We start from the raw sequence: 12,253 nt of genomic DNA, 5'->3' as shown, positions 1-12,253 counted from the left end.
AACGGCAACACATGGGAACGGTCCGCACAAGGCGGCGGTCTGAGCCATGGGATACGACCCGTGCTCCGGCCGTGTGCAGGGCTCCTCCAGCCAGGCCCGGCCGGGCTCGCCCTCACGGCGGGGGCGGGCGCCGAGGCCGACAGCGCCGCTCGACTCCGCCGCGGCCGCGTTCGCCGTTGCGGACCTTGGACATTGCACGGTCGGAAGCGCGTGGGTCCGCGGATTCTTGGGCGGGGCAACCGCTGAACCCGCGCGTCGTCGCCCGCGTGGAGACGGGAACGAGGGACCCTCCACGATCACACCCTTCTTCCGTCGGCCCTGCCCGGCGTACGGCCCGGACGGGGGTGACGCACGTCCGGGCCGCTGTCGAGTGAGGCGGACCGTCTGGCGAAGGCCATCGCGGTCCGCATCCCGTCGCCAGAACGACCTGGGCCGGGGCCGGCTGCGACCAGCGGGGAGGGAAGCGCCCGGACGCTGTCCGCCGGGAACGCCCCGGCGGGCAGCGCGCGGTATCAGGCCGGATCATGGGCCGGTGTGGCGGTCGTGGTCGCCGGGCTTGCCGGCCTGTCCCGTTCGCCGCGGGCGAGGCGGTGGAAGAGCCTGCCCGGCCACCAGAACCAGCGGCCCAGGTCGAGGGCCAGGGCCGGGACGAGGACCGTGCGCACGAGGAAGGTGTCCAGCAGGACGCCGATGCCGACGAGGACGCCCATCTGGGCCATGGTCACCAGGGGCAGCCCGGCGAAGACGGCGAAGGTGGCGGTGAGGACGATGCCGGCGGAGGTGATGACGCCTCCGGTGCTGGTCAGGCCCTCCAGGACACCGCGGGTGTGGCCGAAACGTCCGGCTTCCTCTTTCACGCGGTGCATCAGGAAGATGTTGTAGTCGATACGGAGGGCCACCAGAAACACGAAGCCCATGAGCGGGATCGACCAGTCGACGCCCGCGAATCCCAGCAGTTGTTCGAAGAGCAGGTTCGAGGCGCCGAGGGCGGCGAAGTACGACAGCACCATGGTGGCCAGGAGCAGCAGCGGCGCGACAAGCGCCCGCAGCAGCCACATCAGAGCCGTCAGGACGACCAGGAGCACGATGGGGATGACTGTGGTCAGATCGCGGTGGGTGGCCCGCTGGGTGTCGAGGTTCTCGGCGGTGGTGCCGCCGCCGAGGGCGCCCATCGGATCCACCTCGCCTGCGACGGCCGCGGGCGTCCCCTGGCGATCCTCGTGACGCCGTGCCAACGTCACGACAGCATCTGCGCCCGTACCCTGCTGCAACGGATCCGCGTCCCTCGCATCGGCCTTGGCCGGCCACGCTGCCGACCCGAACAGGTCATCGCGGACAAGGCCTACAGCTCCCGCGGCCTCCGCGCCTACTGCGCAGGCGCGGCATCGCACACACCGTCCCAGAGAAGATCGTCCGTATCGTCCGGGGCTTGACGCAGGACCACCGATGTGCCAACGCCTCCACGGACGACTTCAGGTCGTGCGTGGAGGCGAGGGCGGGCAAGGACCTCACGGCCCTGTGGGACACCTGGCTCTACGGGAAGGGGAAACCCGTCACTTCACGTTGATGGCGGCCCAGGCGGCGTTGACCGCGTTGTACTCCGGGCTGCCCGCGCCGTACAGGTCGGTCGCGGCGGAGAGGGTCGCGGTACGGGCGCCGGAGTAGCCGGTGGTGGAGGTCATGTAGGTCGACAGGGCCTTGTACCAGATCTTGTACGCCGCAACCCGGCCGATGCCGCTGACGGGCTGGCCGTCGTAGGTCGGCGAGTCGTAGCTGACGCCGTTGATGGTCTTGGCGCCGCTGCCCTCGGAGAGAAGGTAGAAGAAGTGGTTGGCCGGGCCGGACGAGTAGTGGACGTTGAGGCGGCCGACGGACTTCGACCAGTAGTCGGCGGAGTTGCCGTCCTTGCTGGGCTTGTCCATGTAGCGCAGCGGGGTGCCGTCACCGTGGATGTTGATCTCCTCCCCGATGAGGTAGTCACCGGCGTCGCTGGAGTTGTTGGCGAACCACTCGACGGAGGTGCCCAGGATGTCGGAGGTGGCCTCGTTCAGGCCGCCGGACTCACCGCTGTAGCGCAGGCCCGCGGTCTTGGAGGTCAGGCCGTGGGTCATCTCGTGGCCGGCCACGTCGATGGAGGTCAGCGGGTTGGCGTTGTTGATGCCGTCGCCGTAGGTCATGCAGAAGCAGCTGTCGTTCCAGAAGGCGTTCACGTAGGCGTTGCCGTAGTGGACGCGGGAGTAGGCGGCCTTTCCGTCGTTGGCGATGCCATTGCGGCCCAGCTCGCTCTTGTAGAAGTCCCACGTCAGGGCGGCGCCGTAGTGGGCGTCGACGGCCGCGGACTGGTCGTTGGACGGGGAGCCGTTGCCCCAGACGTCGTCGGCGTCGTTGAAGAGGGTGCCGGTGCCGGCGGTGCCGCCGTTGAGGTCGTACGTCTTGTGGCCGCCGCGGGCACCGTCGTTCAGGTCGAAGGTGGAGCCGTTCGGGGTGGTGCCGACGGTGACGTTGCCGGAGTACACGCCGGTGCCGGAGCCGGTGTCGATGGTCTCGAACTCGTACAACTTCTTGCCGGTGTTGGCGTCGGTGATGACGTGCAGCTCGCTCGGGGTGCCGTCGTGCTGGAGACCGTGGACGACGGTCTCGTAGGCGAGGGTCGGCTTGCCGCCGGCGGCCCAGATGACCTTGCGCGGGGCGGCGGCCGAGGCGTTGGCGTTGTCGGCGGCCTCGGAGGCGGCGACCGCGTCCTTCTTGGCGGTGGCCGCGGAGACGGTGGCGTCGGTGGAGGTGACGGCTATCTTCGCGGAGGTCGCCTTGTTGACGCTCTTGAGCTTGCCGTCCTTGGTCTTGTGGACGACGAGGTCGCCGCCGAGGACCGGCAGGCCCTGGTAGGTGCGCTCGTAGCGGGTATGGACGGTGCCGTCGGCGTCCTTGATGACGTCGCGGACGACCAGCTTCTCCTGGGGGGCCAGGCCGATCTGCTCGGCGGCGGCGCCCGCGTCGGCCTGGGCGGCCTTGATGGCGGCGGCACGCTGTGAGGCGCTCAGCGGCAGTGCGGTGGCGCCGGCCGCACGGTCGGCGGCGGAGGAGCTGCCGGCCTGCACACCGACGACGACCATCGCCGCGGAGGCGGCCAGGGCGGCGGCACGGACGACGGTCTTACGGGGGGTGGTGCCCGGAGCGGCGGACTTCGCGGTCACTCTGGATCTCCTTGGGTCTCAAGATGCGAGGGGTGGCCGCGAGACTCCCAAGAAGCAGGCATCGTTTGACAGATGCCGGTCAACTTCTTGACCAAATCATGTCCGGAAGGTGCATGCCAATGTTCGCTATCCGGTCAACTGTCCTTCATTTGACAGCCGTTTACGCATGACCGCACAGGAACACCCGAGTTGACGGTCCTTGCGCCGGTCGATCACCCGGTAACCGAGTTCGCTCCAGAGGGCGAAGTCGGCCCGATTGTTCTTGAGGACGGCCGGCTTCACACCCGTACGCCCGCCCGGCGGAAACGGTCCTCCAGCAGCCGGGCCAACTGCCACCCGCGTCCCGCGCGGTGCCTGTGCGCGTTCACCATCAGCAGACCGATCCACGGGTCGGGTCGGCCGGATCGGGATGCCGGTCCAGCCTGATCGCGATCCCGATGAGTTGCGGGTCTCTGAGACCGGCGCCCCGCCTGCTCGACGTCCGCCGATCTGCACAGCGTCCCGCTGCTGCGGCGAAACGGCCAACATCACTGGGGACATCGTGAGCCGACGACCATTGCTGATGCATCTGCTCGGTGGTGGCCATCGGGCACTGCGCCGGCACCGCCACCGCCAGCCGGTCCCCGCCACCTCCATCCATCCTCAGCACCACCGACCGCGACGACCCGACCACGGTCACGATGCGACAACCCCGCCCCCGACCAGGCCCGCAAGCCCTCCGTGCTCCCCGCCGACATCCCCGTCGGCAACTGTGCGTATGTCTACGGCGGCTGACGACATGTCCGCGGCTCATCACGCCTGTCACGGACTGGTCGGAGCATACGACCATGCCCGGGAGTTCGGCTCCGGCTGGTTCGACGCCGACCGTGACGGCTGCAACACCCGGCAGGAGGTCCTGCTCGCGGGGGCTGTCACCCCGCCCCCTGTCGGGGGCACTTGGTATTCCTGGTACGACGACCAGCCCGTCACGGCCACCGACATCGACCACGTTGTCCCGCTTGCCGAGGCATGGGACTCCGCGGCCAAGTTCTGGGCCCGGGACAAGCGTGTCGCCTACTCAACTACCTGAACGACCTCCGGCACCTGGAGGCGGGAAGCCAGCGTTCCAACCGGCAGAAGGCCGACCAGGTCGTCGCCGAGTGGCTGCCCGTCGAGTCCGCGCGCTGTCGGTACCTCACGTATTGGGTACCCATCAAGCTGTCCTGGGGCCTGGCCGTCGACACCGCGAAGCTGGACGCGCTCAACGCTCTTGCGGAGGCCTGTCCTGACAGTGACATCACCCCCGTCCCCGGACGCTCCCCGCCTGCGCGTCCCGGCAGGGCGGTCGAGCCGTGAGACCGTGACCACTGGACAGTCCGGCGGTGCCCTGCCTGAGGGGCAGGGCACCGCCCGGGGTGCGGGTCATCCGCAGTCGTTGCGGTTGATATTCAGGGAGCGGGTCTGGTCTTCGAGGAGCGGTTCTGTGCGGCCACCGTGGATCGGCTGTCGGCGATGACCCGGTCCCGGCTGGACGACCTGATCGCCGAGGAAGCCGACGCGGATGAGGAGAGGGCGGGCGGCGGGGGCACCTTCTTCACCGAGCTGAAGGCGGACCCGGATGCGCTGGGGCTGGACAGCCTGCTGGCGGAGGTGAACAAGCTCCAGCTGGTGCGTGGGCTCCGGCTTCCGCCGGAGCTGTTCGCGGACGTGTCGGAGAAGCTGGTCGCGGCCTGGCGCGCGGGCGGCGAAGGAGTACCCCTCGGACCTGCGGGCGGCGGCGGGGCCGGTGCGGTACGCGCTGCTGTCGACGATGGCCTTGTGGCGCCGCGACCGAGCGGGCACCCCGGCCGGTTCAGGGCTGATGCATCACTCCGACGCGGGCAGCCACGCTCAACACCAGCCCCAACCGGAGGCTGGAGTCAACGCATAGAGCCTCCACCGAACCCAGGGCGGTTCATCTGGGACGCCACGAGCAGTGGACCGACATCGTCCAAGCCGTCGCCGGCCTGCTGTCCCATCAGCAAGCCGAGGACCTGGTCCCTGGGGCACAGCAGAGGTGAACACTGAGCCCCACCGAAACCCTCGACGTCTCACCGCCTACCGTGCACGAGCTCGTGAGCGGGCGCCCACATCCTGCTCTCTTCACCACCGCGACTCCCGGCCCTCGGGGCCCCTCGCCTGCATGGGCATTCATCTACGCCCCATTGACCTTGCCTTGACCCACAGGTCAGCATGATCCCGACCGCCCCCCACGCCGGTCCCGGCCGTAACGTCGTGAGGAGCCCGCCCCATGCGCACCTACCCGCAGAGCACCCGTTCGCGAGCGCTACGCACAGCCGTTGCCACCGTCGCGGCCTCCGCCGCCCTCGGCTCCGTACTGGTCACTTCACCGGCCGCCGCCACGGTCACGGCTGCCGAAAGCGAGCCGGGCAGCTGCAAGATCTCTGACGATCCGTCCTGGTCTGGCTGGACCGACCATGCTCAACTGGGCGCCACACTGAAGCAGATCGAGAAGACCAGCAAGGGCCGGGTGCAGGTCGAGGTCGCCGGGCGCACTACCCAGGGCCGCGAACTGTGGGCCGCGCGAGTGGGCACCGGCCCCCGTGTCCTGATGGTGACCAGCGCCATTCACGGCAACGAGCGCACGGGCACGGAAGCCCTCATCGGCATCCTCAAGGAGCTCGGTTCGGGCTCTGGTCCGGAGACCGCCGAACTCCTCAGCAAGGTCACCCTGGTCGCCATGCCGATGGTGAACCCGGACGGCGGCGAGCTCAACCGTCGTATCAACGTACGCTCCTGGGACCAGACCGTCGCGCAGTTCCCCCAGTTGGCCGGGGCACCGCGGGCCTGGTACCACAGCCTCAGGGGTGACGGCATCGACCAGCCCGGCTATGACCTCAACCGGGACTTCAACCCGGATCTGAACTACGTCCCGCGAGCTTCCGACCTCCCCGGCACGCAGACCGACGCCGGCTTCTTCCTTTCCCCCGAGTCGCGAGCGATCCGTGACACGTATGTGAAGATGCGCAATGAGAAGGGATCTGTCGATGCCTTCATCGATCTGCACCACATGGGTCCCTGCGAGAGCATCACGGGCGGCCCTCAGGACGGCAAGCTGATCTCGGTCTCGCTGGACTACCCGCCGCTCGGCGTGAACGACGGGGCCAAGTACAAGAAGCAGTGGCCGAAGCTGGACCAGGACAAGTCCCGCCGCTATGCGCTCACGGTGGCTAATGGCATCGCCGGCGCATACGGCGAGCAGTCGAGGCTCGCCGCGGTCGGCCGCTATCTCCACCCCGACGCGCGCGAATATGCCGGCCAGGGCCGCTCCGCCTTCGCCCTCAACGGAACCGGCACAGTCCTCTTCGAAGTCCGCGGACAGCAGGACGACTTGGGACAGCAGCAGCGCGGCATGTTCGTCCAGTCCGTACGTACCGGAGTGGAGTCCCTGATGACGGGCCTGGCCACGGGCAGCGCCGACCAGGTCGACGGGGACGACTTCTTCAAGCTGCCGGACTACGGGTGGGAGACCACGGCGGACTGACCATGGTGGAACGGGTCCCGTGCGCAGGCACATGACCCACGGCAGCGACTCGGCCCGCGGCGGGTTCCCGACCTGCCGCGGTACCACGTCTGTTCCGCGGCGGCCTGGCCCAGGAGGGTCTGCGTTATCCGAGGGGCAGGGCACTGCCGGGGGTGTGGGTGAGCCGCAGTCGTTGCGGTTGATCTTGAGGGAGCGGGTCTGGTCGTTGAGGTTGTAGCCGCGCAGGTCGTGGATGGAGCCGCCGCTGCGGGTGACGCACACCCAGCGGCCGGCGTGGTTGCGCTTCTCGTAGATGCGGGCGATGCGGCAGGACTTGTTGCGGATGGAGCTGCCGCGGTCGCGGATCGCGGACGGGAGGTCTTCGATGCTGCCGTTACGACCACCAGGAAGTCGCCGACGTCCAGAAGACGCGGCCGCCCCGATGCCGCGTGGGCGGGTGCGGTGTCCGGCCGGGGGATCGGGCGGTCCTGTGTGGCGTTGCACGTCGGCGGGGCCTCCGCGCATCGGGCGGGCCGGCAACGCACGTCAACTACTGCAAGCGATGGGCGCGAGGCCGGCTGGTCCAGGCGGCCCGACGGCCACGACCGGCGGTGGACGGCCTACGTACGCAACCTGTACGGCGTCCTGGACCGACTGCGTGCCGACCACCTCGGGCTGCGCGTGGAGACGTGCAGCGGCGGGGGAGGGGGGCGCTCGCTGACCTCGGCATCCTGCGCCGGACGGACCAGGCGTGGACGTCGGACAACACCGACGCCGTGGACCGGCTGGTCATCCAGGACGGATTCGGCCAGGTGCTGCCGGCCCGGGTGATGTCCGCGTGGGTCACCGACGTGCCCAACCAGTTCACCGGCCGCACGGTCCCGCTGCGGTACCGCTTCCACGCGGCGATGGCCGGACTGCTCGGGATCGGGGGCGACCTGAACCGCTGGACCCGGGAGGAACTCGCCGAGGGCGCGGCGCTGGTCGCCGAGTACAAGAGGGTGCGCCACCTCGTGCAGCACGGCTCCCTGTACCGGCCGGCCGGACCGCGTGGCGACGGTCCCATCGTGGTGCAGTACGCCGCCGGCGACGGGGCCGAGACGCTGGTCCTGGCGTGGCGGCGCGGCCCGGGCCGGGGTGTGCCGGACGCACCGGTGCGACTGCGCGGCCTCACCGCGGGCGCCCGCTACCGGGACGCGCGCATGGGCGCCGTCCATCACGCCGCCGTCCTGGAGGCGTACGGTCTGCGGCTCGGGCTGCCGAGCGGCGACTGGTCGAGTACGGCCGTGCATCTGGTACGGGCCGCGGACGCCAGGCGGGAGGACTGACCGGCGCCGAGTCGGCTCGGAGCGGGTCGGAACGGCTCGGCCCGGATCCGCAGGGCGGCACCGACCCGGCGCGCAGGGCTGCGGCTAGGCCGAACTTGACGCCATCGTCCGCTGCGTACACCGTGCCGGACATTTCGTGGCCGAGTGTCACGGGGCGGACTCGCCCGAGACCGGGTGCGGGTGCTCGGCCGGCGGCGCAGAAGGAGGAGGAGGAGGAGGAGCCGGCCCGGGCCGGGGCCGAGCCGTGCCGGCGGGGCCGGGACTGGGTGCGCGCCGGTCGACGCGGGCGCGACGTCCGGGCCGGTGATGCAGGGATTCCGGTGCCGCGCCGGGCGAGGGGGAGTCGATTATGGGCGGGTGCCGACAACGTCTCGCCGCGCTGTGGCCGGGCGGACCTCGCGGCGGCGAGCGAGGCCGTGTGACGGCCGCGGACCGGCGAGCGTGCCTGGTGGAATCGCGGCCGTCGGCCCCAGAAGCGAGCGGCCCGCTGCAACCGTTCTTGGATCGTCCGATTGACGTTCAAGACGACCGTTCATATTCTTCTGGGTGAGAGAAAGGGAGCTTGAATGCCCAGGCCCAGCGTTCGTGAGCAGTTGGTCGAGGCCGCCATGGAGTGTTTCCACGAGCGCGGCTTCAACGGCACAGGGATCCAGGACATCGCCCGCACGGCCGGTATTCCCAAGGGGTCGGTGTACAACCACTTCGAGAACAAGGAAGCCCTTGCCGGCGAGGTCATGGACCGCTACGCCGCCTCCCGCAGGTTGGAGATGCTGCGGGACGAGAACCTGGCGCCCGTGTCACGGCTGCGCGCCCATTTCGAGTACCTCGCCGCGGATCTGGAGCGCTTCTCCTACGGGCGTGGGTGCATGTTCGGGAACTTCGGGGCGGAGCTGTCGAACCAGACGGACGCCATGCGCGGCAAGGTCGATGCCCGGCTGAGCGCTTGGACCGACGCTGTCACACGGGTCCTGGAAGAAGCGCGTGCGGCCGGCGCCCTCACGAGCGCCCTCACGCCCGGACAGCTCGGGCAGTTTCTCGTCGACGGGTGGGAAGGTGCGGTGTTGCGGGCGAAGGTGACCCGAAGCCGGGCTCCCCTGGACGGCTTCTTCGACGTCTTCGACTCGCTTGTCGTCTAGGGCGTGTCCGATGAGTCGCGCCGTGGCTCAGTGGGGCGCAGGTCGTAGAGGTAGGAGCGGTCGTTCTTGAAGCTGCGCCAGACGGTGGCAGGAGGCTCAGGCTCGTTGCCGAGGCTGTTGACGGGGTAGGCGGTGACGAGGCCGCCGGCGATCTCGCAGTGCCAGCCGTCCTCTGGCCCCCAAACGCACCACACCTGTCCGTCGGTTCGGCGATAGGCGGGCCGGCCATTGCGCTCGCCGTCGGTCTCGAAGTGGTAGCGGAGGCCATCGACGTGGCGCACGAAGCTGAAGACCTTAAGAGCCGTCATGCCTTCAGCACTCTATTGGATGTGGTTGAGGGTGGCGACGGAGTATTGATCGGGGCCGGGGGCTCGTATGCCATGTCTCATGCACGTAGCCAGAGGCGAATCGCTGCGAGGGCGACGGTGCCATGGGAGACGTATGCCCGCTTGTCGTACCTCGTGGCCACCGCCCGGAAGCTCTTCAGGGCGTTGATCGTCCGCTCGACTTCGTTACGGCGCTTGTACTTCTCCTTATCGAAGCCAACGGGTCGGCTGCCCCTGATGCCTCGACTCCTGCGGTGGAAACGCTGGTTCTTCGGTGCTGGGATGGTGTGCTTGATCTGCCGTCGCCGCAGGTAGCGGCGATTGCGGCGGGAGGGATATGCCTTGTCGCCGCCCAGGTGGTCCGGCCTGGTGCGGGGGCGCCCGCCTCTCGGGCGCGGCACCCGGATGTGATCAAGAACTGGGATCAACTGCGGAGCATCGCCCCACCGGCCCGGTGTGATGAGGAAGGCCAGAGGACGGCATCCGCCTTCGCCAGCAAGGTGGATCTTGCAGGTGAGGCCGCCCCTGGAGCGTCCCAGGGCCTCGTCTGCACGGTGGTGCCTCGGGCCACTACGCCTGCCGGGGATACGCGGTGCGGCGACGCGTGCGCCGCCCGCATGCTGATGGGCGCGGCAGGAGGTGGAGTCCACGCTGACCATGCTCCAGTCGATTCGACCTGCCTTGTCGGCGTCGGCCTGGACGGCCCACAGGATCCTTTCCCACGTGCCGTCCGCTGACCAGCGTCGATGCCTGTCGTGCGCCGTCTTCCACTTCCCGAACCGGGACGGTAGATCGCGCCATGGAATTCCTGTGCGCTGCCGAAAGAGGATCCTGTTGATCACCCTGCGGTGGCTCTTCCAACGTCCGCCCCGTCCGACGTTCTTCGGTAGGTGCGGCTCCAGCCGTCCCCACTCCTCATCCGAGAGGTCACCCCGCCCCATGTGGACCGGAACGATCCGCAAGCCGGTCAGTCACAGGACCCACCGGACATGCCCTAGCAATATCAGCCAGGAGCCGGCGTCGTGCACCCGGTGCTGTTCATCCTGCGGCTGCTGAACATCCCCAACGGCAACGGATCGGACGAACCAGCCGCGACAAGTCATGGCCCTGGACTGCGGCGACCTCGCGGCGGCGACGAGCGCCGGCGTCAGACTCCCACTTGCGGGCGAAGTCGTCGGTGGCGCGGAATTCCGACGAGGCCTGCGTCGGTTGGCCGGGTGTCGACGCATGGGCCGACCCGCCGCGGGCTTCTCGTCGCGTCAGTCGTCTTCTCGAACGTCACCTGCGGTACCGGGCGCCGAGTCCGCCGAGGCCGGCGATCGGGTGTCGCGCAGGTTCGCGTGGTGCGGCGCGGGCAATGTCGTGCCCACGGACAGGTCCCGCAGCGGGAATCCCGCCGGCGCCAGCCGCTGAAGCGTGGGAATGCCGGCCGACGAGCCCGGATCGGTCACCTTGGTGCGAAAGGCGAACAGCCTGTCCAGCCCCGAAGCCCCGCCAACGGGCTCAGGTTCGCCAGCGGGCTGTCGGTGATCGAGAGATCCCACAACGCACCGAGCCCTGCCGGGGGCGTACGCCGGTCACCGCGTACGGCGGTGATCCATTCAGGGAGCCGACGGAGCGGGTCCCCGTCGACGCGCGGACGCTCCCCGTCCGCAACATACCCACCCCCGCCCGGCGCGCGCAGGCTTCCGCGCCGCCAGGCCCGGGACGTGAATCCCCGCACACACGCCCTGGGCCGGCGGTGCTCCTGTATCCGTCGCCGGTGCGGGTCCATCCGCGCCAACCGCGCCGCGAAACCGGGGCGAGCACCTGTGAGCCCGGCCGGACGACCGATGTGCGGCTCAGTCGTGAACCGGAAGATCGGCAGGGGCGAGCGGCCCAGTCGTCGCAGCCCACCGTGTTTCGATGAGGGCGTCTCTTGCCTTTGGGCCGGTCGACCCTTAGCGTCTAAGACGACCGGTCATATTGGGCTGGCTGGAACTAGGAGGAGCCCCTCATGTCTGACCTTCTCGACACCGTCATCGCCGCCCACGGCGGCCTCGACCGCTGGCGCTCCGCCACTCGAATCACGGCCGAGGTGCAGGCCGGCGGCGCACTGTGGGGCCTCAAGGGCCAGCCTGGGGTGCTCGACCGGTACAGCATCTCCCTTGACCCGCACCGGCAGTCGGCCACCCTCGCGCCCTTCGCGGGGCGCGGGCTGCGCGCGGCGTACACCCCCGAAAGGGTCGCGATCGAGTCCCTCGACGGCCGGGTGGCGGAGGAGCGTATCCAGCCGCGGGAGTCCTTCGCCGGGCACACGCTTGAGACGCCGTGGGATCGTCTGCAGGCGGCGTACTTCGCCGGGTATGCCATGTGGACCTATCTGACGGAGCCCTTCGTCTTCGCCGAGCCCGGCTTCACCGCCACGGAGATCGAGCCGTGGGAGGAGAACGGCGAGACCTGGCGGCGCCTGCAGGTGACCTTCCCCGACCGCATTGCGACCCACAGCCGGGTGCAGACCTATTACGTCGACGCCAAGGGCCTCATCCGGCGCCATGACTACCGGCCCGACGTGTTCGGTGCCGCCGACCGCGACTCGGCGCACTACACGTGGGAGCACCGGACGTTCGGCGGGCTCGTCTTCCCGACCAGGCGCTCGGTGCACCTCACCGACGAGCACAACCAGAAGGTCGCCGAACCGGTGATCATCTCCATCGATCTCACCGACATCACGGTCTCGTGAAGCGGCGGACGGAAGTCCGGCAACGCCCGGACGAGGACAGGAGGA

At 69.4% G+C, this 12,253-nt stretch carries 9 protein-coding genes and 1 pseudogene; 6 read left to right on the top strand and 4 right to left on the bottom strand.

Annotation, left to right across the window (positions count from 1 at the left end):
• Window positions 1–512 precede the first annotated feature (512 nt).
• Window positions 513–1,187, bottom strand: a pseudogene (locus tag IE260_RS35150) (MMPL family transporter); the annotation flags it as partial.
• On the opposite strand from IE260_RS35150, the gene IE260_RS35145 reads away from it, so the two are divergent.
• Window positions 1,113–1,433: a transposase gene (locus tag IE260_RS35145; protein WP_189879399.1), complete on the top strand. Its 321-nt coding sequence runs from the start codon at window positions 1,113–1,115 to the stop codon at window positions 1,431–1,433. The pseudogene IE260_RS35150 and the gene IE260_RS35145 sit on opposite strands and share 75 nt — an antisense overlap.
• Before the next feature lie 120 nt (window positions 1,434–1,553).
• Here the strand turns inward: IE260_RS35145 and IE260_RS35140 are convergent, their stop codons facing one another.
• Window positions 1,554–3,113, bottom strand: a complete 1,560-nt coding sequence (locus IE260_RS35140) for a M4 family metallopeptidase (protein ID WP_189879441.1) — start codon at window positions 3,111–3,113, stop codon at window positions 1,554–1,556.
• An 859-nt stretch (window positions 3,114–3,972) separates the two neighbouring features.
• Here IE260_RS35140 and IE260_RS35135 point away from each other — a divergent pair.
• From IE260_RS35135 to IE260_RS35115, 4 genes are all read left to right on the top strand, one after another.
• The gene (locus IE260_RS35135) at window positions 3,973–4,263 is read left to right on the top strand and encodes a hypothetical protein (protein WP_189879397.1); all 291 of its coding nucleotides are present in this window, start codon (window positions 3,973–3,975) and stop codon (window positions 4,261–4,263) included.
• A 1,200-nt stretch (window positions 4,264–5,463) separates the two neighbouring features.
• Entirely contained in the window at window positions 5,464–6,717 is a 1,254-nt protein-coding gene (locus IE260_RS35125) for a M14 family zinc carboxypeptidase (protein WP_189879394.1), read from the top strand.
• 668 nt (window positions 6,718–7,385) lie between these two features.
• Window positions 7,386–8,024 carry an alpha-galactosidase gene (locus IE260_RS35120; RefSeq protein WP_308434724.1) on the top strand — a complete coding sequence of 213 codons (639 nt, stop codon included), beginning with the start codon at window positions 7,386–7,388 and terminating at the stop codon, window positions 8,022–8,024.
• A 566-nt stretch (window positions 8,025–8,590) separates the two neighbouring features.
• Entirely contained in the window at window positions 8,591–9,160 is a 570-nt protein-coding gene (locus tag IE260_RS35115; RefSeq protein WP_189879392.1) for a TetR/AcrR family transcriptional regulator, read from the top strand.
• On the opposite strand, the gene IE260_RS35110 is transcribed toward IE260_RS35115, so the two are convergent.
• Both IE260_RS35110 and IE260_RS35105 read right to left on the bottom strand, forming a co-directional pair.
• Window positions 9,157–9,468, bottom strand: coding sequence for a hypothetical protein (locus IE260_RS35110; RefSeq protein WP_189879390.1), 312 nt, complete (start codon window positions 9,466–9,468; stop codon window positions 9,157–9,159). The genes IE260_RS35115 and IE260_RS35110 overlap by 4 nt on opposite strands.
• 77 nt (window positions 9,469–9,545) lie before the next feature.
• Window positions 9,546–10,427 (bottom strand): IS5 family transposase, encoded by an 882-nt coding sequence (locus IE260_RS35105; RefSeq protein ID WP_189879439.1) that lies wholly within the window; start codon window positions 10,425–10,427, stop codon window positions 9,546–9,548.
• A 1,055-nt stretch (window positions 10,428–11,482) separates the two neighbouring features.
• On the opposite strand from IE260_RS35105, the gene IE260_RS35100 reads away from it, so the two are divergent.
• On the top strand, window positions 11,483–12,208 hold the full coding sequence (locus tag IE260_RS35100) for a hypothetical protein (protein WP_189879388.1): 726 nt from the start codon (window positions 11,483–11,485) through the stop codon (window positions 12,206–12,208).
• Window positions 12,209–12,253 lie beyond the last annotated feature (45 nt).

This window comes from Streptomyces viridiviolaceus (assembly GCF_014650995.1).
In the GTDB taxonomy this organism is placed as follows: domain Bacteria; phylum Actinomycetota; class Actinomycetes; order Streptomycetales; family Streptomycetaceae; genus Streptomyces; species Streptomyces viridiviolaceus.
The sequence above is the reverse complement of the archived record's forward strand: the minus strand, read 5'-3'. Positions and strand labels throughout refer to the sequence as shown.